Genomic DNA, 24742 nt, shown 5'->3' on the forward strand with positions numbered 1-24742 from the left:
GATCGCCGGAATAGTTGGAATAGAAACGCAGCAAATGAACAGAGAAACAAAACTAAGAGCAATCTTACAAAATGCTCCAGTTGGACTTGTTGAAATAGACGAACACGGATCGATAATCGAGTATAACCTCGTGGCGGCCCAACTTTTATCCCGGATCAGTCAGATGACACCGGAGCCCGGGAAAAGCCTGTATCAAATGTTGACAGTAGCAGGAATAAGCCTGGGGGAAAGGATTAAGAGAAGTAAGGCTTGTCCTGGGCTGATCGTGAGCAATGAGATGTTTACGCTGAATCGTGCTGAGAATGAAGACTGGTTCTTTGTGTTGACTGCTACCCGGATGTTTGAAGGATGCATTATCGTGAGTATTGAAGATGTTACGAGCAGGCTGCGAGAGGAGAAAGCTCTTCAGCAAGCCGAACAAGATAAGGCAGTGGCCCAGGGTAAGTATGAACTCGCGTCCGAAGTTCTTCACGACATAGGAAACGCAGTTGTTGGTTTTGGTTCTTATCTCACCCGGATAAGCAGAGCCTTAGAGCAAGATAATTCTACAGCTCTTGCAAATGTTGTTGTTTTTTTAAAGGAGCGTAAGGAGGCTATTACTGCTGCAGTCGGACTCCAGAAGTCAATAGCACTTATAAATTTGATAGAAGGCGTCGGGAAGGTTTTGAGTAGTAGTCACGTCGAAATTAAGACCTCTGTAACCGAGCAACTGCAGATTATAACGCACATTCAGGAAATATTAACCATTCAGCGTCAGTATGTTAACGGTCAGCCAATACATGAACGGAAGTTGGTCAATTTGAGAGAGATTATTTACGACTGCAGGTCGATGCTTTTGAGCAACCTGGAGAAAAAGGGGATCAGTCTTGTTATCTCAGCCCCGGATCAGGTCACGATAAAAGGCGACCGTACCAAGCTAATGCAAGTGTTGCTCAATATTTTCAAGAATAGCATAGAAGCAATAGACGAATGTGCTCCGGCGAAGCGTATAGACGTGCGTCTGGAATTGTCTCAGGAGAAAATATGGCTAAAAGTGAAAGATACGGGAAGTGGGTTTCCACAAGAAAAAGGGGAGACGTTTTTTAAGCGTGGGTTTACTACAAAAGAGAAAGGAACTGGCCTCGGTCTGTATTCCTGCCGGTCAATAGTCGAAAGTCATGGAGGAACAATAACTCTGCATAGTGCTGGCATTGGACAGGGTAGTACTGTTGTTGTACAATTTCAAAACTTAATCTAAGAATTTAAAAATGGAAGAAGCAAATACCTTAGTCCTGGTCATAGATGACGAAGAGCTGGTGAGAGATAATATAGAGGAAATATTAGTTCCTCGGGCGAAAAATCATCTCGATGAATCCATCAACGAAGCAGCGCATATTTTGTTTGATATGCCACAGCCCATCTTGTCTCCTAGAAATAATAATATTCCGGTTTTTTCCGTCGATAAAGCGGCAAATGGGCCTGATGGCCTCAAGAAAGTGAAAGACGCCGTGGAAAAGAACCGTCCGTATGCGGTAATCTTTCTTGATGTGCGCATGCCGGGATGGGACGGATTGGAGACCGCGATGAAAATTCGTGAGTACGATACCAAAGCTGAAATTATATTTATTACAGCTTTTTCCGATCGCTCAATAGAGGAAATTGTCGACAAGGCCGGGCAAAATGTAGGTTATCATTGCAAGCCTTACGCAACAGAAGAGATTGTCCAGCTCGCGACCAAGGCCGTAACCGACTATAACCGTCTCCGTAATCTGGAAAGCCTCATTGAGTCGATATCGTCGATCGGACTTAACGAGCATCAGCTTGCATCACTCCTTAAGAATATTCTTGATCAGCTTGCTAATACCCTGGAGACAGATATGGCCCTGCTCGGAAAATTACATGATGATTTTTCATACGAAAAAGTGCTTTCTATAGGCGCTATGGAAGAGAAAATCAATCTTCAGGAGCTTGTTGCCCGGGTTAAGGATATTAAGATAGCGCCTCAGGAGGTCATTCAAGTAGATGAACTCGTCCTGGCCCGTCTTAACTGTTACTCTGTGTTCGCCGTTCTTAAAAATCAGGGAAGGCTTAAGACTGAAAAAATGTATTTGCTGAAGCTTTTTGTTCAAAATGCTGCGCAGGCTATCCGCAATGCAGAATTGCACGAGGAGCTATTAAGGAAAGAAAAGCTATCTGCAGTAGGAAAAGCGATGAGCATGGTTATGCATGACCTTAGGGCTCCAATTAAGAATATTAGCGTAATTACGGCCCTGATGAGGGACGAAGGATTGGAGTCTGAATGGTTAGACATGGTTGATAGGTCAGCAACACAGGCTTCTGAGATTTTTGATGACTTTCTTGACTTCGTGAGAGACTCACCTGGTACAAAAGAAACAGTCGATTTAAAGTCGTTGCTGGAAGAAGCTTTGGTCTATGTCAAAATGAAGGATGGATTCGATAATATTTGTATCAATGTAGATTGCCCGGACGGACTAACTGTTCAGGCGGATAAGAGTAAGATTAGAAGGGCCGTTGCTAATATTGTCAATAACGCTGTAGACGCCTTGATTGACCATTCAGTTCCACGAGCTACAATTAGTCTCACAGGAGTGCGCAATTATCAGCAAAGCATAGCCGAAGTCATTATTCGGGATAACGGTCCCGGTATTCCTGATAATATCATGAGAACTCTTTTCGAACCTTTTGTTACCCGCAACAAAGCGAATGGTACGGGACTAGGCTTAGCTATTGCCAAACAATACATTATTGCGCATGGCGGTGAGATTAAAGTTGTCAATGAAAAGGGCGCTCGTTTCACGATAGCTTTACCGGCCTCACAATAAGTGTGGCAGGAACAACAGTACCGGGAGGCGCCTGCCTTTTCTTTGATATTTTGTCCTGTTAGCCAAATATTTTTTCTCAATTATCAAAATAAAAGCGACTTTAGAAGGTTTTCTCAAAAGTAGCATGAGCGGAGAAAAGGACGTTACTATTTACGATATTGCAAGGGCCCTGAACATTTCAGCTGCTACCGTGAGCAGAGGACTAAAAGACCATCCTGCCATCAGTAGTACCACCAAGAAGAAAATCTTCGAGGCTGCAACTAACATGGGCTATCGCTTCAATTCCTTTGCCAGTAATCTCAGGACCAAAAGGACCAATACCATCGGAATTATTGTTCCCCGGCTTAACAGCGCTTTTATGTCTGATGTGATCGCAGGTATAGAGAAAGTGGCTAATGATGAGGGGTTCAATCTTATTATCAGCCAGTCGCTGGAAACGGAGGAAAAGGAGGCAAAGAATGCACTCACCATGTTCAATAGTCGGGTTGACGGTCTCCTGGTCTCTCTGGCATCGGGTACAAAAGGCATTGAGCATTTTGAACCCTTTATCAGGAAGGACGTGCCCCTGATCTTTTTTGACCGCGTGCAGGAGCACGAGCAATGCGTAAATATCGTGATCGACAATTTTAAAGCGGCCTCTGAAATTACCGCACATCTGATCAGTGAGGGCTGCCGCAAGATCCTTCATATTTCTGGCAACCAGATCAGGAATGTCTATAAAGATAGGTTTAGAGGGTACCGGGAAGCCCTGGCAGAACACGGTATTCCTTTTGATCGAGACTGGCTGATCGTGAACGACCTTAGTCCTGCAAGCGGTATACAGGTAGCCGAAGAGGTTCTGAAAATGAAAGATCTTCCGGATGCTCTTTTTTTTGCTAACGATGCCTGCGCCGTTAGCTGTCTTCTGGCCCTCAAGCGAATGGGAGTAAAAGTCCCGGGACAAATTGCCATTGCCGGCTTTAATAATGATCCGAGTTCTCTCATCGTGGAACCCAATCTTACTACCATCAATTATAAAGGCTTTGAGATGGGAGAAGTGGCGGCCCGCATGCTTATCCGGTATCTGAATAAGAACAGCGAGTTAAACCTTCCTGGTACCATCATGCTCCGGCATGAACTGCTGGTACGTGCCTCTTCTACACGAACTCAGGCATAGCCATTCTCTTTACGTACTACGCTCTCCGGCTCTATCTCCTCTGCCGGTTTTCCTTATGCTTTGCATTGCCTAAGCTCAGCAGAAATATGTATGCGGGTTGCGCGTTTTTCTGTTGATTTTGGTAACCGATTGCAGCCTGTTTTTCGACTCTTTCTATTCTTATCTTTGGTCGGGCCGTTCGCTTTTTCCCCTTGTAGATCAGGTGTCCGAGTAGATTCCGTCATCTCCGGTACAATTGAAAGGAAACAGGCGAGCAATTCTTGTAAGAGAAATTTTAGCAATCGGTTGCACTAATTGAAATCTTTTTCTACTATTGTTCAGGATGTTGAACATTCAGGTCTGGGAAAGAGGCTAGGGGTGTTCTTAATGACCTTTTACAAACAGATACAAATCACAACAACTAACTTTATGGCTCTAGAAAAAACATGGCGCTGGTTCGGCAGGAAGGATCGGATCTCGCTCTCCCAACTCCGCCAGTTCGGTGTTCAGGGTATTGTTACGTCTTTGCATCATAAGAAGCCAGGGGAGGTATGGTCGGTTGCAGAAATCCGCGAGGTGCAAGAAGAAATAGAAAAGGCCGGTATGCGGTGGAGCGTAGTTGAAAGCCTGCCCGTATCAGAGGAGATTAAGATAAATGGTCCCCGCCGCGCGGAGCTGATCCGCAATTATGTCACGTCTTTGCAAAACCTGGGGCAGTGTGGTATCGATACCGTCTGCTATAACTTTATGCCAGTGCTCGACTGGGCACGCACTGACCTGCACTTCATTGATGCAAATGGCGCAGAGTCAATGCTGTTTGATTATGCCACCTTCGCCGCCTTCGACATATACATTCTTGAGAGGCCTGGTGCCTCCAGCGACTACTCCCCGGAGGTCATTGCTAAAGCCAAAGAGATCAATGAAGCCATGAGCCAGGATGAGAAGGATGTGCTGGCATACAACATCATTGTAGTGACCCAGGGCTTTATCAATGGTACGGTCGGGAATGTGTCTAACTACAAGCAGGTGTTCCTTGATTACCTGGCTACTTATAAGAACATAGACCGCGACAAGCTAAGGAGTCATCTGGTGATGTTCCTCAATGATGTCATCCCTGCAGCAGAGGAAGCTGGTGTCAATCTGTGCATACATCCTGACGACCCGCCGTTTTCATTACTTGGCCTGCCGCGGATAGCCAGCAGTCGCGAGGACTTTGAGTGGATCTTTACTCAGAATCCTTCTCTTGCCAACGGACTTACATTCTGCAGCGGTTCTCTTTCCGTGCGGCCTGATAACGATCTGGTCGGCATTGTACAGCAGTTTGCAGAACGGATCCATTTTGTGCATCTCCGCAACATAAAGAGAACAACCACGCGCAGTTTCTACGAATCGCCGCACCTCGATGGAGTGGTCGATATGTATCAGGTGCTGGAAGCCTTGCTGCAGGAACAGGCGCGGAGAATAGAGGAAGGCCGAAAGGACCTGCGCATGCCTTTCCGCCCCGACCATGGCCTCAAGATTCTCGACGATTTTAACAGGGAAAGCAACCCCGGTTATCCTCTGGTCGGACGAATGAAGGGATTCGCTGAGATATGCGGACTGGAGCTTGGTATCGAATCTGCCATGGCAAAACAGCAGAAATCGGTCGCGAGTGTCGCTGGGAGTGAGGGGTAATAATACAAAGAAGTAGCGGCCCCATTCAGGCTTTTGAAAAGCAATCAATAATGGCAGAGACCAAATAGACTTTGAATTATAAAACGAACAGATCTTAAAAAAATAGAAATGGAATCAATGTTTGATATAAGCGGTAAAGTAGCCGTTGTAACAGGGGCAGGCGGAGTGCTGGGAGGCAGCATCGCCGCTAGCCTGATGAAAGCAGGTGCTAAAGTAGTTGCACTTGATATACGCCAGGAAAATCTAGACAAACGCGTAGATGAACTGAAGCAGATCCACAACGATGTTATCGGAATAGCTGGCAATGTGCTGGATCTCGATAATCTGAAGGACCTTGCCCGCCAGATCAAAGAGAAGTGGAACACCGTCGACATTCTGGTTAACTGCGCAGGCGGAAATGTTCCGGGAGCTACCCTGCGGGAGGATCAGACGGTGTTTGACATGAAGATCGAAGACTGGCAGAAGGTAACGGACCTCAATACCAATGGAACTGTTTATCCTTGCCTGGCTTTTGGAGAGCTGATGGCAGAACAGGGCAGTGGATCAATCATTAACATCTCGTCTATGGCCACCTATTCCGCAATTACCCGTGTTCCTGGTTACTCGGTATCCAAGACGGGCATCAATATTTTCACGCAGTGGCTTGCTACCGAGATGGCGCTCAAGTTCGGAGAGAAGGTAAGGGTAAACGCCATCGCACCGGGCTTCTTTATCGGCGATCAGAACCGCGCAGTTCTCATTAATCCTGACGGCAGCTATACAGAGCGAAGCAAAAAAGTGCTGGCAAGAACACCGATGAAGCGGTTTGGTGATATCTCAGAGCTCAACGGAGCCGTCCAGTTTTTATGCTCAGATGCTGCAACGTTTATTACAGGTGTTATTCTCCCGGTTGATGGCGGATTCACGGCATTTAGTGGCGTGTAAGGAATATAAGCGGATTAGAGACTGAAAATTCTTTATGAACAACGGCTACAAAAGCGGGATGAATTGAACTGAATGCCCTTTGTAGCCGTTAAATCTGGTGAAGTAAGCTCATTGATGCCTTATAGAACAAATTATTGTAATTGAAACCATCATGTGCGCTTCACCCAAACCAAAATGAATAGAACCCCGTGAACATGATAGTTTCATTGCCTTTAAAAAGCAAATTATTGTAATGAAAATGAATATCGTCAGGCGACTTCAATTTCTTCTCTGCATCATCCTTCCTCTCGCAAGTATTGCTCAGATCCGGCTCCCCAGGCTCGTGCGCGACAGCATGGTGCTGCAACGCGACGCGAAAGTAAAAGTATGGGGCTGGGCATCTCCCGGCGAATCCGTCGAGGTCCGTTTTCGCGACAAGCGCGTCAAGACTGCTGCAGGTACTGACGGAAAGTGGACTCTCTTGTTGCCATCCGGAAAGGCAGGAGGGCCGTTCTCTATGGAGCTGAAAGGACAGAATACCATCGTCCTGAAAGATATTCTGGTGGGCGATGTATGGCTTTGTGCCGGGCAATCCAACATGGTGCATCAGATGGCGCTGCACAATGTTCGCTATGAACGCGACATTGCTCAGGCCAACTATCCCGAGATACGTCATTTTTGGATCCCCACCACCGCAGGTCTGTCGGGTCCCGAAAAAGACCTGAAGGGCGGCTACTGGAAATCAGCGAACCCGCAGGATGTGAACGATTTCTCCGCTGTCGCCTATTTCTTTGCCAGGAAACTTTATTTGAAATATCATGTGCCTATAGGGCTTATTAATGCCAGCGTAGGTGGCACCCCCATCGAAGCCTGGATGAGTGAAGAAGGTCTGGCGCCTTTCCCCCGAGCTCTCAGTACCTTGGAAAGGAACAGAGACACTGTCCGGATCGCCCGAATAAGAAGGACTGCCGACTCTTTACGTGCCTCACGCCGGAGTCGTGATCTCGGGCTAATGGCCTCGCCGAAATGGTTCGAGGAGGCCTATGTGCCAAAAGGCTGGCAAAATATCAATGTCCCGGGGTATTGGGAAGATCAGGGGGTAAAGGACCTCGACGGCGTGGTCTGGTACCGGAAGGAAATTGACGTACCTGCGTCCATGACAGGTATCCAGGCGCGTGTGTTCCTGGGGCGTATCGTTGACGCCGACTTTCTCTACGTCAATGGAGAACTGGCAGGTAATACTACCTATCAGTACCCGCAGAGGCGATACATGCTTAAAGCCGGGATGCTGAGACCTGGTAAGAATACCCTGGTCGTCCGGGTGATCAACCAGATTGGAAAAGGTGGCTTTGTGCCCGATAAACCCTACTACATTGAAGCTGCAGGGCAAAAAATTGATCTGAAGGGCGACTGGCAGTATAAGGTTGGTGAGGCTTATACCCGTCCGGTTCTGGAGGGAGGCATCAGCCTGCAAAACCAGCCGGCCGCTTTATATAACGCTATGGTGGCGCCTTTCGCAGGTTACGCTATAAGAGGCGTGCTGTGGTATCAGGGCGAAAGTAATGCCGGCAATCCTGCCGAGTATAAGAAGCTCTTGCCCGCCCTGATTGCCGATTGGCGCAGTAAGTGGCAGCAACCCGGACTTCCCTTCATCTACGTGCAGCTACCTAACTACATGGATGCGGCGTATGTTCCCGGTCCAAGTAACTGGGCAGAAATGCGGGAAGCTTCGCTGCAGACGCTGGCTACACCCGGTACGGCCATGGCCGTTACCATTGATCTGGGGGAGTGGAATGATATTCACCCCGACAATAAGAAAGATGTAGGCGAGCGGCTCGCGCTTGCTGCTCAAAAGCTTGTATATGGCGAAAAGAATCTGGTCGCCTCTGGTCCCTTATTTCAGTCGGCAAGGGTAGAGAAGGACCGGATCATTGTGAGCTTCAGTAGTACCGGCTCGGGCTTAAAGACCTCAGATGGTGAAGAACCTGCGCGTTTCGAGATCGCGGGAAGTGATAGAAAGTTTGTCTGGGCCAGGGCTCGTATTGAAGGCAATACAGTAGTGGTGTGGAGCGAGGATATTCCGCAGCCTGCTTTCGTCAGATATGCCTGGGCAGATAATCCTTTCGGTGCTAACCTCTGCAACAAAGAGGGCTTGCCCGCTTCGCCTTTTCGGACAGACCCTTAGTACGGCGGCAGCTGTCCGCAGAAAAACGTCTTAAGTCCAGGGAGCGCAAGGCTTAAGGGACTCCTATAGCCGGCGCTCCTCCCTAATACATGCATAAGCAGTTTGCCTCGCTCTGATACACGATACCAACTTCCAATAAAATGACCTTTCCAAATCCCTTTTTCTTCTTTATTCGCCTGTTTAAGATCATGCCAGCCTCCGCCCTGGTTGTATTATTCCTCTCACTAACTACCGTTCCTTCATTGGCCGGAGAGGATGAGGAATACGTTGAGTTCCTGCCATCCACCGGTTCCATTGCCCTCGCGGAAAAGGGCCGGCCCATTCCCATAGTCGCTTCTTCGGGTGATGAGCGGGGAATAGCAATAGCGGTTAACAGCCTGGCCGAAGATGTTGGCAGGGTGACTGGTACGAAGCCCCTGGTGTTGAGAGATCAGCTTCCGGCAGCAAAAGCGATCGTACTCATCGGAACGCCTGAGAAAAATCTCTTTATCCGCCAGCTGGTTGACCAGAATAAGCTGAACGTTGATGCAATTAAAGGAAAGTGGGAGGCATCGCTCACACAGCTGGTTGAGCATCCATTTCCGGGCGTTGAAAAGGCCCTGGTGATCGCCGGCAGCGATAAGCGCGGAACCATCTTCGGGATCTACGACCTTTCAGCCAAAATAGGCGTCTCTCCCTGGTACTGGTGGGCCGATGTGCCCGTTAAGCATCATCGGGATCTCTACGTGAAGCGGGGCAGCTTCGTGAGGCAGCCGGCGGTCAAATACAGGGGAATCTTTATCAACGATGAGGCCCCTGCTCTGTCGGGCTGGACAAAAGAGAAGTTCGGAGGATTTAACCATCGGTTTTATCAGCAGGTGTTCGAGCTGATCCTGCGTCTTAAAGGAAACTACCTATGGCCCGCCATGTGGGGGAATGCTTTTTATGACGACGATCCGGAAAATCCCCGCCTCGCCAACGAGATGGGCATCGTGATCGGCACCTCGCATCATGAGCCGATGATGCGGGCACATGACGAATGGCGCCGTTATGGAAAGGGAGCCTGGAATTATACCACCAATGCCGACACGCTCCGGCAGTTCTGGCGTAAAGGGCTGCGCAGGATGGGAAACAATGAAAGTGTCGTAACTATTGGAATGAGAGGGGATGGTGATGAGCCCATGTCGCAGGAAAGTAACATCTCCCTGCTCGAGCAGATCGTGAGCGATCAGCGCAGCATCATGGAGGAAGTTACCGGAAAGCCTGCTTCGGAGACACCTCAGCTATGGGCACTGTATAAGGAGGTGCAGGACTATTATGATAAGGGCATGCGCGTTCCCGACGACGTAACACTGCTCCTTTGTGACGACAATTGGGGTAATATCAGGAAACTTCCGAAACTTGGTGAGCCACAGCGGAAAGGGGGCTACGGCGTTTACTATCATTTCGACTATGTGGGCGGACCGCGTAATTACAAGTGGCTTAACACCAATCCCATCAGCAAGGTATGGGAGCAGATGCATCTGGCGAGGAAGTATGGTGCCGACCGCCTTTGGCTGGTAAACGTCGGCGATATCAAGCCCATGGAGTTCCCCATCCAGTTCTTCCTTGACTACGCCTGGAATCCAGAAAGTATCGCCTCTGAGCAGCTTCAGTCCTATACTGAAAATTGGGCACGGAGGCAGTTCGGTGGACCACACTCGCCGGAAATAGCTCAAATTATCTCCGCTTATACCAAATACAACGGAAGGCGGAAGCCAGAGCTTCTTGATGCCCGCACGTACAGTCTGACAAACTTCCGTGAGTTTGAGCGGGCCACGGCCGAATACAAGAGCCTGCTCGAGCGGGCAGAACGCGTAGAGACAATGCTGGCTCCTGAGTACCGGGATGCTTATTTTCAACTTGTATTGCATCCCGTAAAGGCCTGTGCTAATCTTTACGAGCTCTATTACACGGTGGCCCGCAATCACTTATATGCACAACAGGGCAGGGCAGCAACCAATAGGCTGGCTGATCAGGTGAAGGTGCTCTTTGAACGCGATGCTGCCATTAGTCGCTATTACAATACCTCTCTTGCCGGGGGAAAATGGAACCACATGATGGATCAGACCCGCATCGGGTATACCTATTGGCAACAGCCTGAGCGGGATGTGATGCCAGCTGTAAAGAAAATATCAATACCCGCCGCGGCGGGACCTGCCTTCACTGTCGAGGGCAGCGAACAGTACTGGCCTGTTTCAAAAGAAGAAGCGGTATTGCCGAAGTTTTCTTCGCTGTTCCCCGATTCGCGCTACATCGAGTTATTCAATCAGGGAAAAGCATCTTATGCGTATCGCATCACGGCCGGCAAGCCCTGGCTAAAAATCAGTGCCCCGCGAGGCATGGTGGATCAGGAAAAGCGTGTTTTGCTTAGTGTGGAGTGGAAAGACGTGCCGGCAGGTCTGCACCAGGTTCCCATCACCATCACTCTGGAAGGTCGCAGCTACACCCTCCGTGCCATTGTAGACAAGGCTCGGTTAAAGCCTGAGAAAGGGCTCTTCGCTGAGCGCGATGGCTATATTTCAATCGAGGCTGCGCACTACAGCAGGGCCTTTGCGCAAGATTCGCTAAGCTGGAAAGTACTGCCTGATCACGGCCGCACCGCCTCAGCCCTGACCACCTTTCCCGTAACGGCTCCCTCTGCTTTACCCGGTAACAGTTCGCCCTACGTCGAATATGCGATCTGGCTCAGCGACCCTGGTCCTGTTAAGGTGGCGTGCTATTTCTCGCCCTCTCTTGACTTTAGGAACGAAGGCGGACTGCGATACGCCGTCTCGATTGACGACGAGAAGCGGCAGGTGCTGAAGCTCGAGGGCGACAACAGCGAACGTGCATGGAATAAAGCAGTTGCCGAAAGCATCAGGATCGTCACGAGCGAACACGGCGTGAAGAGTGCTGGAAAGCACGTCCTGAAGTTCTGGCGGGTCGACCCGGCTGTCGTATTACAAAAGATCGTGCTCGACGCCGGAGGCTTGAAGCCCTCGTATCTTGGGCCTCCCGAAACACGGCTTGGTGCCGCAGAGCAAGTCGGTGTGGCAAGCCGCCGCTGATAGGGTACTGAAGGGAAAGGAAAAGCTGAAAGCCCTGCCACTGCTGTGCGCCTGAAGCCAGACCGGCCTGGCACGAGCCAGCGAAATTGTTTGAAAGTCGTGTCAGTCCGGTTGTCAGCAAACTCTGGCAGCTGCAGGGCCGGAGGTATTATCTGCATCCAAAGAGTATCAGGTACTTTATCGGAGGGCATGATTAATATAGCCTCCGTCGGCTAATAACTCGGTGCCGGTAACGAAGCTGGCGGCGTCAGATGCCAGAAACAGCACAGTGCGGGCAATTTTACCCTGCAGAGCGCCGGACTGCCAGTAAAGACTAGCTCAAAAATGAGCTTGGTGCGGTTGTGTACCGCAGGCACACGCAAATTGGGTTTGATGTTCTCCCTCTAAGGCTAATACCGCTTCCGTTCCGGTTCAAAAAAGCGGCGTCCATACAAAAAAGAGGCTGAACTCGTTTGCGAGGCAGCCTCTAACCATTAACCAATTAAATTCGTATGAAAAAACACTGCAATTTCTTTTTTAACTCCTGTATAATGTGTCTCCTTTTCTGATGTATCTTCTTGTACGTCAGTTTCTTCCTATAGGTTACAAAAAAATAATTACGAGCTGCGTACTGGAACAGCGGATGAAAGAGAGTTGAATGATCTTCTTGTAAGTGACGAAGAAAGACACTTTGAAAAAAATGCTTATGAGTTGTACGCTTAAACGGATGAAAGTTGATTGAGTATTTTTTCTGGCTTTTAAAACTAAACGAAGCGATCTAATTGCGGCCTCTTGAAAAAAAATGATGGACGCAATAACTAAGCGAAGCGGTCTCATTGCGGCCTCTTAAAAAAAATAATGGACGCAATAACTAAGCGGAGCGGTCTCATTGCGGCCTCTTGAAAAAAATAATGGACGCAATAAAACCAGGACGCTTTTCTCAAAAGATAGGGTGCATCTTCTTTTGGCCGGGAAAGCTTGATCTGTCGGCTGAGGAAGGCAATTAGGGCACCATAAACAAAAATAACTCCTCATCCGGCATTAATAACCAGCTGTTCCCAAGGGATTTGGATTTATACAGCATTAGCTGCGCGGCTTTTGGTCACCTGAAAAATTTTCTCAGACAAAAAGACCCCCGCCGGTCTTGTTAATCATACCCGAGCCGTTTTTTATCGCACAAGGAAAATTTTACTGATATTTTGGTCGTTTTGTCCTGAATAGGGCATCTTTGCAAACTATTAGCAACGGGGAGGATGGTTTGTGTAGGACCACTTAAAACACTCATGACCTGCAAGTCCAAAGGGGATTGAGAGTTAGCTGACGGTTCTATGTGCCCATTTAAACTAAGCGAAGCGATCTCATCGAGGGGGTGAAAAGTGATTGATGAGCTCAATAACTAAGCGAAGCTATCTCATTGAGGTTTTGAAAAGCAATAGATGCGCACAATAACCAGGCAAAGCGATCTCACTGCGGCCATAAAAAAAATAGTCTCAGTAAAAACAAATGGACTTTCAGAAAAATCCCTGGTCTTGAAGAATAGTTGTAATAAAGAAAGAATATGCAATCACTAAAAGGAAAAAATGCGCTGATTACCGGCGCAGGTAAAGGTCTCGGCAAGGCGATGGCACTCGCTCTGGCAGCCGAAGGTGTGAACCTCGCGTTACTTGCGAGAACAGAAGAAGATCTTAAAGCGCTCGCTCAGGAGATCGCAGCGATCGACAAGGATGTGAAAGTGGTTTACCAGACCGCCGATGTAAGCAGCTATGAGGAGGTGCAGTCGGCTGTTGCAAAGCTGATCGGCGCGCTCGGTACACTCGACGTGGTGATCAATAACGCCGGTATCGTAGACGTCGGCAGCTTTACCGAAATGCCCGTCGAAAAATGGGAAAAGGTGATCCGCACCAATGTTCTGGGTGCGTATTACGTAATTCATGAAACGCTCCCTGCTTTGCTGGCAAATGGTAAAGGCGACGTGGTGAATATCGCCTCTACAGCCGGACTAAAAGGATCGGCCAACCTCAGTGCTTACAGTGCTTCGAAGGCGGCCTTGATCAGCCTCTCTGAATCACTGATGTACGAGGTGAGGAAGTCGAACATTCGCGTACTGACCGTAAACCCGAGTACAGTAGCCACCGAGATGATCATGGAAAAGAAATTCACTGATGGCAATCCAGACCGTGTCCTGCAGCCCGAAGATCTGGCTGAGCTGGTAGTTGGCAGCTTGAAGCTGCCTCAGCGCGCCCTGATCAAGGAAGTAGGACTGTGGTCCACTAACCCCTAAAGGCGCGACCGGCAAGCATACGCGCATCTCTCGATGTTATATAACCGAAGTAAGCGCGTCTGCTCGCCGGGTTTTTACCGTTCTTCTTTATACAGGTCTTTAGTAGTCCACCTCGACGGTCCCCAGGTACTGGCTTGGGGAGTTGTGCCCGTTCCAGGATGTAAAAAAGATGTAGCAATGTATGAGTCCCTTCAATAAGCCGTTACCGACCGTAAGTTTTGCCTGTCCGTCACGCCTTTTCCAACTCCTTACGGGGATCAACCAATTTCTTTTGCGTTCGTTGCAAAGAAGTACAGTCAACTGATCTTCGGCGGAGATAAAAGGATTCCGTACCTCCGTTGGCCACGAAATTATCAGGCCATCTTCTGCGCTATAACGCATGCCTGCACCAGCAGTCTTCGGCAAGCTCCCCTTGCTGAGGATGAGCTGACTAAAATCAATCACCGGTACCCCGTTTTCCTCACGGAATGCCCATTTAAGATGGTAGCTCATAGCGAGATGAAGAGCGTCTTTTTTACTTGTATCTTCGTGGTTGTAGCCGAGATCAAGCATTGCTCTGATTTCGGCGAGAAGGCTGGCCATCATCTCAAATTTCGCCCGTTGCTTCAGTTGCCCCGGAGTTGGAGCTTTATCAGACAGCCGCGAAAATCCCTTTATGTAGTTGATCTTTTTCCAGCGGCTGCCAATAACACTGCCCGTCTTGCCCAGAAACGGACCATTAATGCCTTTCTTGTATATGCCCATGACGATGAGGTTTAAATGAGTGAGGGTGCCAGCACACCGCATTCTTTTAAAATTGAGTTTCCTTTATAGCCCGGCAGAGTGTCTTTCATCAGCGATTCGGCCGATTCTGCATCCGTATTTCCTTCCCTGAAATGGCGGGCGGCCATAATTTCTGCGGGGCTCCATTCCTTACTGTTCACGTTCTTTCTGCCGCTGAGGGAATCTTCAGTGTAATAGTGAAGCGAGACACATGCAAACAGGGTCACCCCGTCAGGAATGAGTGGTTCCAGCCGGAAGTGAATCGGCGATTCGCCTGAGATCCTAAGCTCTGCTGCTGCAGAAGGATAGCTGATGTAATATTCCTTCCTGAAATTGAATGCAAAGAGGCTTAGCCGGAGTGTAACTTGAAACTGAGCAAGTGAGCGCCGGTACATCAGGTGTTGCCTGTGGTCTATTACAGGCAGCAGGAAGTCTACGTGGCCGTCTTCGTCTATTGTGATTGATGGTCTCACCTTTAATATTTTGTTTAAAGGCGAACGGTTGTTGAACTGAAAGCCCAAAAAGGGACTTAGGTCGCCGTCATGAAGATCGCGCTCCAGCACCGCTTTGTTACTGCACCCGGAAAATGAGCGGCGCACAGCCGCGGTCATCCGGGTAATCATTTCAGGATCGTAGCCGTCGTAAATCGCGCTCATTGATTTTCTTAGTGCCCCGGCGGTGGTGCTGACGAGGGCAAACTCGCTGGCGGCCCTTCGCGAAGCAATGGTTTGAGTGACGTAGGCTGGTCTCGACTGTACAATCGTCCTGCCCTTAACAGTCCTGTAGACTTCGTTGCCTATAGAACCATTGATGTTACCGTTTTTTTCTTTTATAGCCATGAATTCAGGTTTTAATTAATTGGTCTTTAACTATAAAGAAAACGTACCAAGGCTAGTAAAGGTTATAGAAAGAACGGTATTTTTCTGGTGTACTCCTGGTGTATAGCTTCACCCCAGTCGGTGGTGAGGGTATAGTGAGCCCGTCGTGAGTCCGACTTTGGTAAGGAAAAGTCGGACTCACGACGGGCTCACTACGCCGACATGTTGCCCTCAGGAGGAGCCAAAGGGAAGGAAGGGAGAAGTCAGGGACCTGGAGATAGCAGAGTAGGTACGCTTTTGGACAGGCTTTAAAGCAGCTCTAACACACTTTTTGCGCCAAAAGAAGGTCGGCTGAACTCTACCTACCCGTGGCAGCGGCTGTTCTATTGTTTGTACAGGCCGTTAACAAACCTTCCGGCCTGAGAAACGAGGTCAACAAGGTTTTTGCTTTTCGTTTTTTTGATAATATTCCTGCGGTGGTTATTTACCGTGTGAAAGCTGATTGATAGTTTACAGGCAATCTCTCTGCTTTCCATTCCATCGCTCCCACATCTTAAGATTTCCGATTCTCTTTTACTTAGTCTTTGCTGTTGCATGCCAGGCCAGTATGTTTTGTTTAAGCAGGGACAGGCGGGGGTACTGGCTTTGCTCACATCCTCAATGCGGTGCACCACCCGGTTGTCGGGCGAATAGTTTGAAATATCTGTAAATGAACCAAGAGCAACAAGAGGCATATTGTCGTCGGAGACGTGTGTGATTGTGGACTGCTCCAGGATTGACCGGTAGCCGCCCGTTTTGGTTCTGATCCTGAAGTTATAGGAAGTCAGGTATCGACTATGCGTACCCGGAAGCAAGGCCAGGTAAAATTTGATTGTATCAGGGAGGATATGCTTGTCTAAGATTACCGCGTCTTCGGGGTGACAGCGTCGCAGCAATGAATTCAGACCTCCAAGCAAACAGGTACGACTGCTTACATCGAGGAGGCGGAGGGCACTGTCGCTTATATAAAGGAACTTGTTCTGGGTGTAGTCAAACAGATAAGCTGGGAGAGCATTTTCTTGCAGGGATGATAAGCCGGGGAGGATCGGAGCGGTATCATCCGGTCCTCCCTTCGAGAGAAGTCCCCTTTCTTTCAATCGATTATAATAGGTGGTATAAGATTTTGAGGTGCCCATTCTGTTTTTTTGTAGAGACCTAAAAGAAAGAAAATGATAGGGGAGTGCCGTTTTAAGTTTGTGAATGCAGCGGTTTTCTTTCTGAAGGATTACCGGAGTTTTACGGAAAAATTCGGCCCGGCCCTGGATCTGCTGTCTGTAAATGACGAACGATGACTATTGTAAGGAGAGCAGGTGCTGTCTACTTTCGTATAAAACGAAATGAATATGAAATCTGGAATTTTTACAAAAGTATTTACTGTTGCATCGTTCTTTCTCCTGATATCCTGCTCGAAGGACGATGGCGGGAAGGAGTTTTGCTGGGATTGTACGATCAAAACTATTACCAGGGTTCCTTCTTACCCCGAGATGAACGACGCTACTTCCAGCTCGATCCAACAGTGTGGCATGACAGAAGAACAAATTTCGGAAGTTGAAGAGAACGGCACCTCTACGGTTACCTCGAGCTCCGGCGGTGTGTCTGTGACGATATCCAGCACCACCAGCTGCTCAAAAAGATGAGGCGGCAAACGTTGCCTGCCTAATAAAAAATCTCTTGTTATATGCTCTTATCAAAAGAAAACCTGAGGGTCAGCGGCACCAGGTTGCTGCCGGCGTTCCTCTTCATTGCGTCCCTCTGTATGGGACAGAATACCATCACCATTAAACGCAAGCGCCCGCCGCAGATGGATATCAGTAAGTACGAAAAGATTGCAGTCGGAGACATTGTCGGGCCCACGGGTTCTAAAACAACCCGCTCAATGGACCTGACCGATGCCCTCACTTCCCATTTGTTTAATGCAAACAGCTATGAGGTGATTGACCGCAACGCGCTGGCCGAAATCCTTTCCGCTCAGAGAGGTACTGAGATCAAGGCGATCAATGAGACTGCTGCTGCAGGTCTGAGTAAAAAGCTGTCGTCTGCAATTATGATCATTGGCCGGATCCAGAATGAGAAGGTTTATTCAGAAAAGAAAGAGCAAAGGCAGATGATCAGTTTCAATGGCTGCACCATGCAGTACTGGTGGGTTCTCAGCGGAGACACCACCGCCCAAATTAAGATCATCGACATAAAAGCCGGGCGAATGCTCTTTTCTAATTCTATTGTTCAGCCGGTTGCGCTGGAGACAAAGCATGAATGCGAGCCACGCAAGCTCGGAGATACTGAGCCTCTGCTGAAACAAACGACTGAGCAGCTGGCACGCCAGATCGGAAAACTGCTGCTTCCTTACGACGAGCAGATCACGTTGAAATTTGAAAAGCCGTTTTCCCTGAAAAATCCCTTCAAGAAGCTAGGTGATGTAATCGAGTATTTCGAGGGCGGGAATAATGAGGCGGCCCTGGTAATACTGAAGGAGTATGCAGACAATGCGTCTTTGAAGCCTGAAACGCGAATCCTGGCGCTCTATAATTACGCAGTTGGTCTGTTCATCGCCGAGCGTTACAGTGATGCGGCCCTTCTGCTCAAAACTGTGAATCAGCAGGGCTCCTTAGACGTGCGGCCTTTGCTGAAGCAAATTGAGGCTGAGTCGCAGTATCAAACCAAGCTGGCTGTAAAAAAGTGATACGAGAAGTGGACTCAGGCGCAGAGCTGAAGGACGGTGTCGAAGGCGAATAGGGCAGGTGCCGGGGGTTTAACCGGAGGGAGACTAGTTGCAAAGGCGGCAAGAAATGTCTGAAAGAAGCTGGCTGTCCGGGCTTCAACCGGAGGGAAACTAGTTGCAAAGACCTGAAAGGCTGAGGCTTTCAGGTCTTTGGCTTAGAATCAAGCTTCTATTATTTCGGTAGAAGTCGCGAGTTCTTCCTGTGCTTTCAGCTGTTGTTCGATCAGCTCAATTTTCTGATGTGCCAACTGGTAGGCGTCCTTTCCAAGGAAGAGATGTACAGGCGGTTGATCGAGCTGGGATACAGTGATCAGAATGTCAGCCGCTTTCTCCGGATCGTTAGGCTGCCGCCCATTTATTTCGTCGAGATGGATCTGTTCTGACTGGCGGGCAGCTGCATAGGCGCTTATCGGCTGGGAAGCGGTCTTAACGGAGCCCTTTGACAAAAAGTCGGTCCTGAAGTAGCCGGGGTAAACCACTGTGGCATAGATTCCAAACGGCCTCACTTCTTCAGCCAGGCTCTCCGTGAAGCCGGCAACGGCAAATTTTGTTCCGCAATAAACGCCCCAGCCGGGATAAGCACCTGAGAAGCCGCCTACGGAAGCGATGTTGAAGATGTGCCCGGACTCCTGCTGACGGAGGTATGGCATGGCATGACGGATCACGTTGATGGAACCAAACACGTTCACCTCGAAGCTGTTCCTTACTTCGTCGTACGATAACTCCTCCAGGGTTCCGATCTGGCCGTAGCCCGCGTTGTTCACTACGACGTCAATCCCGCCAAAGTGGCTGATGCCTTCAGCCAAAGCTTGTTTTACCTGGCTGTCGTCGGTGAGTGTCAGTTCCAGCGGGAGGAATGATTCTGACTTTTCACCCAGTTCACTGGTTAAGGAGTTTAAATCTCGTGAAGTGGCGATGACGCGGAAATCTGAAGCGAGCAGCTTTTTTACAAGAATGAGCCCCAAACCCTTTGAAGCTCCTGTTACTAACCAAACTTTTTTGTGTTCATGTTCTAAATTGTTTTTGTTGTAAGTTGATTGTCTTTTCGTTATAAAAAACATTTCGCGACTTTTTATGGCCGTTTGCCAGCTCTTGGGAGCGAATGTTTTTTGATATTACAAAGGTAGGCAGCCAACGAGCGGGGTAATTAGCAGGGCTGAAACCAAGAATTGCAAAATTCAAACCTTTCTCTTCAAGACTGCTTACTGTGCTGTGAAGTCTGTTGGTGTGGTTGTGCAATTGTTTGTTTTATAAGAGCCAATGAGATCGCTTTGCTGACTTAGTGCAAGCTTAATGGTTTTTTCAAAGGCATCATTGAGATCGCCTAGAGGGTATCGTAATTCTCAGCTCTTTCTGATGCCTCAAATAGATCGCGTTGCTGCGTTTATGGAAGGGTAGTTGTTTTTTTTAAGGCGTCAATGAGAGGGCTTCGCCCAGATCATAGAGATCATTGGTTGTTTTTTCGAAAGGCGTCAAAGAGATCGCGTGCCGGGGTTTATTGTGATCCATGAACCTCTTTATAAGGATTCTTCTGTTACGAGGAATATGTAGGTAGCCACCTGTTTATTGTGATCCATCAATTTGTGCTAACGGCAATGAGATGGCTCCGCTCCGCTATTGAAATGATTAACACTTTTCTCAAAAGGCGTTAATGCGATGACGGTTCTAAGCATATCAAGAACAGGAATGATCTTGTCAAAAGAATCGGTCCGATTGCCTGGATATGTTTAAACGATGAAGAGCTTCAGGCTACTCGCTATTTCCCCTGGAGAAGGCCTGACGTGATGCTTTTCGACGAAGCACGAGTACTACCTGAAGCGGCAGCTCTTCTTTAATTCTGGCTGGAGGTATTACCAGCCAACGTTCTTCACTGTTTCGGTTATCCGAGCCGCCAATATGCTAGCGCCAGTGCCGACTCCGGTAAACAACAGAATTTGACGCTGCATGCTCCGTTTGAGAGCAGTGTCTTTACGTTCCTTTTGGTGGCCAACGGCGGGCGTGAACGCAATGCTTTAGAGAGCAGACGCCTGAGCTGTTCTCCGGTAGTCAGTAGGCGTCGACAGCACGCGTTTCTTGAAAAAGTTATTGAAATGGGACGGCTCCTCGAAGCCCAGCCGATAACTTACCTCCGAAATGTTCCAGGCTGTATGTCTCAAAAGTATTTTGGCTTCCATCAGAAGCCGCTCGCTGATCAGGTCGCTGGTGGTCTTGCCCGTGGTTTCTTTGATGGCGCGGTTGAGGTAGTTGACATGAACTGCGAGCTGATCGGCATAGTCTTTAGGCGAGCGCATCGAGAAAGGGCGGTCTGCGCTTTGAACCGGAAATTGCCGCTCAAGCAGTTCCTTAAATACGGCGGTGATCCGCGCCTTTGCATCAGGATGCTGATAACGCATTTCTGCCGGTTTCGACTTCAGCGCGTAATGATTCATTTCCGCAATATAGTTTCTGATCAGCTCGTCTTTAAACGCATAACTACTATCAGTCTCTTCAAACATCTTCGCGAAAAGGTCGCCTACCTGCTGGTCCTGCTTCTCGTTGAGCACATAAGCCGGTTCGCCGCCAAGCTGGTACATGGGAAGATCGTTTAGCATCCCCTGCGAGCGATGACTAAAGAAGGTTCTGGAGAAGATGCAGAAGTAGCCGCTGATATCCTCAGAGAGGGGCTCCCAGGTGTAGGGGATCTCCGGATTGAAAAATATAAGAGCTGAGCCGTCGAGCTCGATGCTTTTGTCGGAATAGTGATACCGGCATCTGCCTCTGATGAGGCTGATCTTATAAAAGTCCCTCCGGCTATACTCCACGGGCTGTACGCCGGGACCAAAACATTGTTGAAGGTCAAATACCGCGAAATGATCCTTCTGCGCGTCGAGGTTTAAAGAATACTGTCTGAGCTTTTGCTCATAAAAGTGATCCAGTGACTCGGTTTTGTTCGACATATTTCGAGCGATAGTTTGTTACAAATATGGCTTTTGCGCCCATGCTTCCTGCTTCTCCTGGAACGCGTTCTCCGGCGTTTTGTTGTATAGTAACATGATTTCGGGAAAAATCGGGTTCTTGCCTGCAGCTGTAGAGCTTGATTCTTCGTCCTGAGGTTGGTATTTCAATAATGTGATTTGCAACTCATCAAAGTTTCTCCCGAAAATCGTTAGTTTTATTGTATAGCAACGAGTTTGCCGGGGCGAAGGGGGATATGTCTTCTGCTCATAATTGTTTTTATTGTAGTATGCCTATGAGAGACTTGATTCATAATACGCTTGTTCTTATTCTCGTTATTTCAATCATTCCCGCCTGCCTGCAGGGGAATACAAGGTTCTTAGGACGATCTTCTGACACAAGCAGGCGCGGGGCCGTGTCATGCTGTGGGTCGGAGATCCCGGTCCGGTTTGCTGTTAGCAGGTCAGCCCAGCCCGTAGAAGAGCGAGCTGAAGCTTCACACGCGGGAATGGTGTGGATTGATAGAGGAAGCTTCGCAATGGGAGGCGACAATGAACAGGCCGCTGCTGACGAGTATCCCAAACATGAGGTGAAGGTAAACGGCTTCTGGATGGACGTTACTGAAGTAACAAATGCGCAGTTTGCTGCTTTTGTAGAGGCGACAGGCTACGTTACTACCGCTGAAATGAAGCCCGACTGGGAGGAGTTGAAGAAGCAGCTGCCTCCCGGTACTCCCAGGCCTGATGACAGCCTTCTGGTTGCGGCCTCTCTTGTTTTTAATGCCCCTGAACATCCTGTTGATCTGAACGATTATAGCGCCTGGTGGAAATGGACAGAGGGAGCCAGCTGGAGACGCCCGCATGGGCCGGGAAGTGATATTAAAGGGAAGGAAGGTTATCCTGTTGTTCATGTTTCGTGGGACGACGCAATGGCCTATTGCAAATGGGCAGGGAAGCGGCTACCTACAGAGGCTGAGTGGGAGTGGGCGGCGCGGGGCGGCTTACAAGACCGGGTGTACCCCTGGGGAAATGAACCGATAGATTCAGGAAAGCCAAAAGCAAACTTCTGGCAGGGGCATTTCCCTGATAAGAACACCAAAAGGGATGGATTTTATTTTTCATCGGCGGTCAAGTCTTTCCCTCCCAATGGTTACGGCCTATACGATATGGCGGGAAACGTGTGGGAATGGTGCCAGGATCTCTACGGCAGCAACTATTATCAGGAATTGGCGGCCAGTAAGATCGTACACAATCCGCAGGGCCCGGCGAAAAGTTTTGATCCGGAGGAGCCTCAGTCGGTGAAACGGGTGATCAGGGGAGGTTCATTTCTTTGTAATGATGCTTATTGTTCCGGCTACCGGGTCGCCCGCAGAATGAAAAGCACGGAGGATAGCAGCATGGAGCACCTCGGATTTCGCTGTGTGGCAGATCGCTAAAAAACGATCTGTCTGAATCTCTAAAACTTTAATGCTCAACTTGATATTAAGTAGAGTGGTACAGCTTAAAAAAAACGACATGAAAATCACAATTCTTCTTCCTGCAATCCTGCTGTTTTTTTTATCCTGCAAGACAGACCATCCGAGTGGAAGCAATCCTCCTGATGGTGAGGCAGACAGCGCATTGAGCCCGGTAGAGACGAAACCGGCAAACACGAATTATAAGCCTGCCTTTGAAGGGCAGACCCGGGTGGCCGGCACGCGAACCAGGACTCCACTGGACATCAGCACGGTGGCAGAGGGACTTGCGAATCCCTGGGGGATGGTGAATCTGCCTGACGGCAGGATCCTGATAACTGAGAAGGGGGGCGATGCGAATTGCGTCTTCGAAAGGCGAGCTGAGCGCGAAGATCACCGGCCTGCCTCCGGTTAACAGTGATGGGCAGGGCGGCTTGCTTGATGTGGCGATAGATCCTGATTTTGCGAGCAACCGAACCATTTACTGGAGCTTTTCTCAAAACGTAGCCCCGGGAACCTTAACTGCAGTGGGGAAGGGCCGACTCTCCGCCGACGAGAAAACGGTAGAAGGAGCAACGGTAATATACCAGGCAAAGCCGGCGTTCAATAGTACGCTGCATTATGGCTCCCGCCTGATATGGGATAAGGACGGAAATCTGCTCGTAAGTACTGGTGAGCGTTCGGATATTGTGTCGCGGCCGCAGGCTCAGCTGCTGAACTCTGCCCTGGGCAAGATTCTGCGTATCACAAAAGATGGAAAGGCTGCTGAGGGCAATCCTTTTGCAAATCAAAGCGGTTCCCTGGCTGAAATTTACTCATACGGACATCGTAATGTTCAGGGACTGGCAATCCACCCGGCCACAGGAGATCTGTGGGAGCTGGAATTCGGTGCAAGAGGAGGAGATGAACTAAACCGGATTCAGCCCGGAAAGAACTATGGGTGGCCGACCATTACCTATGGTCTGGAGTATAGCGGGGAGCGCATTGGGGAAGGTATTACGCAAAGAGAAGGCCTTGAGCCGCCTGTGTATTACTGGGATCCGGTGGTGTCGCCCAGCGGCTGCACGTTTTACGATTCTGACCTTATTCCCGAATGGAAGAACAACTTATTTGTCGGAGCACTGAGCGGCATGCACATTATCCGTCTGGTGATCGATAAGGATAAAGTGGTAAGGGAAGAACGGCTCCTGGCCGACAAGCAATACCGCATTCGTGACGTGCTGCAGGGAAAGGATGGCGCATTGTATGCCATCACCGATGGGTCCTCCGGACGGTTGCTCCGGATAGGGAAAAAATAGCATCTGACGAGTGTGCCAGCGCGAACAATAAACAATAAAAGCCGCCCCCGGGGCGGCTTTACCATTAACAACTCAACATATGAAAAAAAACCGTTACTCAAATTCAAGGACGCTTACCTGCTTATGAACTTTTGCTTGCTTCCTGGCGTGGAACTGCTATACTGCTGCTGTCAGCTGTTTTTTTACCGCCTCAAGGAGAATGCTTCGTCATGTTCAAATGCCAGATAGAACGATCATCAGACTGCTTATTCCATTTATGAAACCTGCTCATAAATGTTCTTCTTTCGTCAGATACGTTCTTGTACGCGTGCTGCAAGTGTGAGGTTACGTTTTTTTAGTCGACGCTTCGGTTTCTTTTTACACAGTTCAGGGGCTTTGAACTATGTATCGTTTTTTTGTGAAAGTGTATTTGAAAGGCCACAAAGAACAATCAAGCAACTTTGGTCCCGGTTGTGCGTGCAGCGCATGAATGTTTTTCGCTGGACGTGCTTGCTTTGAGCGGCGGGTAATTATTTTTTCAGACGTCAGGAAAACCGATTCGCTGTTTTCATCTATTCAATTTGCTCATGTCATCAAGCTATGGCGGTTCATTGATTGTTTTTACATGCTCAGGGAGATCCCTTCCCTAAGCACGAAAGATAAAAGGACATCAGGTTTTCGTTCCTGTTTGCT

Annotated in this window: 19 protein-coding genes; 13 read left to right on the top strand and 6 right to left on the bottom strand. The window is 48.9% G+C overall.

The features are described 5' to 3' along the window. Nucleotides 1-34 precede the first annotated feature (34 nt). From ACES2C_RS14190 to ACES2C_RS14220, 7 genes are all read left to right on the top strand, one after another. Complete coding sequence (locus ACES2C_RS14190; RefSeq protein WP_374163741.1) at nt 35-1237, top strand: ATP-binding protein; 1203 nt, start codon at nt 35-37, stop codon at nt 1235-1237. Nucleotides 1238-1247: 10 nt separating this feature from the next. Beyond that, complete coding sequence (locus tag ACES2C_RS14195; RefSeq protein WP_374163742.1) at nt 1248-2822, top strand: ATP-binding protein; 1575 nt, start codon at nt 1248-1250, stop codon at nt 2820-2822. A 124-nt stretch (nt 2823-2946) separates the two neighbouring features. After that, nucleotides 2947-3978, top strand: a complete 1032-nt coding sequence (locus ACES2C_RS14200) for a LacI family DNA-binding transcriptional regulator (protein ID WP_374163743.1) — start codon at nt 2947-2949, stop codon at nt 3976-3978. A gap of 408 nt (nt 3979-4386) precedes the next feature. Beyond that, the gene (uxuA, locus tag ACES2C_RS14205; protein WP_374163744.1) at nt 4387-5631 is read left to right on the top strand and encodes a mannonate dehydratase; all 1245 of its coding nucleotides are present in this window, start codon (nt 4387-4389) and stop codon (nt 5629-5631) included. 108 nt (nt 5632-5739) lie between these two features. After that, a complete protein-coding gene (locus tag ACES2C_RS14210) occupies nt 5740-6555 on the top strand; it encodes an SDR family oxidoreductase (protein WP_374163745.1) in 816 nt (271 codons plus the stop codon). A 232-nt stretch (nt 6556-6787) separates the two neighbouring features. Further along, nucleotides 6788-8719 (top strand): sialate O-acetylesterase, encoded by a 1932-nt coding sequence (locus ACES2C_RS14215; protein ID WP_374163746.1) that lies wholly within the window; start codon nt 6788-6790, stop codon nt 8717-8719. A 140-nt stretch (nt 8720-8859) separates the two neighbouring features. Next, nucleotides 8860-11787 carry a glycosyl hydrolase 115 family protein gene (locus ACES2C_RS14220; protein ID WP_374163747.1) on the top strand — a complete coding sequence of 976 codons (2928 nt, stop codon included), beginning with the start codon at nt 8860-8862 and terminating at the stop codon, nt 11785-11787. A 177-nt stretch (nt 11788-11964) separates the two neighbouring features. Here ACES2C_RS14220 and ACES2C_RS14225 read toward each other — a convergent pair whose 3' ends face one another. After that, on the bottom strand, nt 11965-12078 hold the full coding sequence (locus ACES2C_RS14225) for an SDR family oxidoreductase (RefSeq protein ID WP_374166958.1): 114 nt from the start codon (nt 12076-12078) through the stop codon (nt 11965-11967). 1246 nt (nt 12079-13324) lie between these two features. Here ACES2C_RS14225 and ACES2C_RS14230 point away from each other — a divergent pair. Beyond that, nucleotides 13325-14047: a 3-ketoacyl-ACP reductase gene (locus ACES2C_RS14230; RefSeq protein WP_374163748.1), complete on the top strand. Its 723-nt coding sequence runs from the start codon at nt 13325-13327 to the stop codon at nt 14045-14047. Nucleotides 14048-14146: 99 nt separating this feature from the next. Here the strand turns inward: ACES2C_RS14230 and ACES2C_RS14235 are convergent, their stop codons facing one another. The 3 genes from ACES2C_RS14235 to ACES2C_RS14245 form a co-directional block, all read right to left on the bottom strand. Continuing rightward, a complete protein-coding gene (locus ACES2C_RS14235; protein WP_374163749.1) occupies nt 14147-14791 on the bottom strand; it encodes a DUF6266 family protein in 645 nt (214 codons plus the stop codon). Between the two features lie 11 nt (nt 14792-14802). Next, a complete protein-coding gene (locus tag ACES2C_RS14240) occupies nt 14803-15648 on the bottom strand; it encodes a hypothetical protein (RefSeq protein ID WP_374163750.1) in 846 nt (281 codons plus the stop codon). A gap of 362 nt (nt 15649-16010) precedes the next feature. Continuing rightward, nucleotides 16011-16802, bottom strand: coding sequence for a LuxR C-terminal-related transcriptional regulator (locus ACES2C_RS14245; protein ID WP_374163751.1), 792 nt, complete (start codon nt 16800-16802; stop codon nt 16011-16013). A 207-nt stretch (nt 16803-17009) separates the two neighbouring features. Here ACES2C_RS14245 and ACES2C_RS14250 point away from each other — a divergent pair, with 207 nt between their 5' ends. Next, nucleotides 17010-17303 (top strand): hypothetical protein, encoded by a 294-nt coding sequence (locus tag ACES2C_RS14250; RefSeq protein WP_374163752.1) that lies wholly within the window; start codon nt 17010-17012, stop codon nt 17301-17303. A 41-nt stretch (nt 17304-17344) separates the two neighbouring features. After that, nucleotides 17345-18346: a CsgG/HfaB family protein gene (locus tag ACES2C_RS14255; protein WP_374163753.1), complete on the top strand. Its 1002-nt coding sequence runs from the start codon at nt 17345-17347 to the stop codon at nt 18344-18346. Between the two features lie 200 nt (nt 18347-18546). On the opposite strand, the gene ACES2C_RS14260 is transcribed toward ACES2C_RS14255, so the two are convergent. Further along, nucleotides 18547-19446 (bottom strand): SDR family NAD(P)-dependent oxidoreductase, encoded by a 900-nt coding sequence (locus tag ACES2C_RS14260; RefSeq protein ID WP_374163754.1) that lies wholly within the window; start codon nt 19444-19446, stop codon nt 18547-18549. A 951-nt stretch (nt 19447-20397) separates the two neighbouring features. Continuing rightward, the gene (locus ACES2C_RS14265; protein WP_374163755.1) at nt 20398-21321 is read right to left on the bottom strand and encodes a helix-turn-helix domain-containing protein; all 924 of its coding nucleotides are present in this window, start codon (nt 21319-21321) and stop codon (nt 20398-20400) included. Between the two features lie 293 nt (nt 21322-21614). Here ACES2C_RS14265 and ACES2C_RS14270 point away from each other — a divergent pair, with 293 nt between their 5' ends. From ACES2C_RS14270 to ACES2C_RS14280, 3 genes are all read left to right on the top strand, one after another. Further along, on the top strand, nt 21615-22754 hold the full coding sequence (locus ACES2C_RS14270) for a formylglycine-generating enzyme family protein (protein ID WP_374163756.1): 1140 nt from the start codon (nt 21615-21617) through the stop codon (nt 22752-22754). Between the two features lie 79 nt (nt 22755-22833). Next, nucleotides 22834-23187 (top strand): hypothetical protein, encoded by a 354-nt coding sequence (locus ACES2C_RS14275; protein ID WP_374163757.1) that lies wholly within the window; start codon nt 22834-22836, stop codon nt 23185-23187. Further along, the gene (locus tag ACES2C_RS14280) at nt 23126-24070 is read left to right on the top strand and encodes a PQQ-dependent sugar dehydrogenase (protein ID WP_374163758.1); all 945 of its coding nucleotides are present in this window, start codon (nt 23126-23128) and stop codon (nt 24068-24070) included. The genes ACES2C_RS14275 and ACES2C_RS14280 overlap by 62 nt, the downstream gene beginning before the upstream one ends. The last annotated feature ends 672 nt before the right edge of the window (nt 24071-24742 follow it).

The sequence above is a fragment of the Arcticibacter sp. MXS-1 genome (assembly GCF_041902385.1).
GTDB lineage: Bacteria > Bacteroidota > Bacteroidia > Sphingobacteriales > Sphingobacteriaceae > Arcticibacter.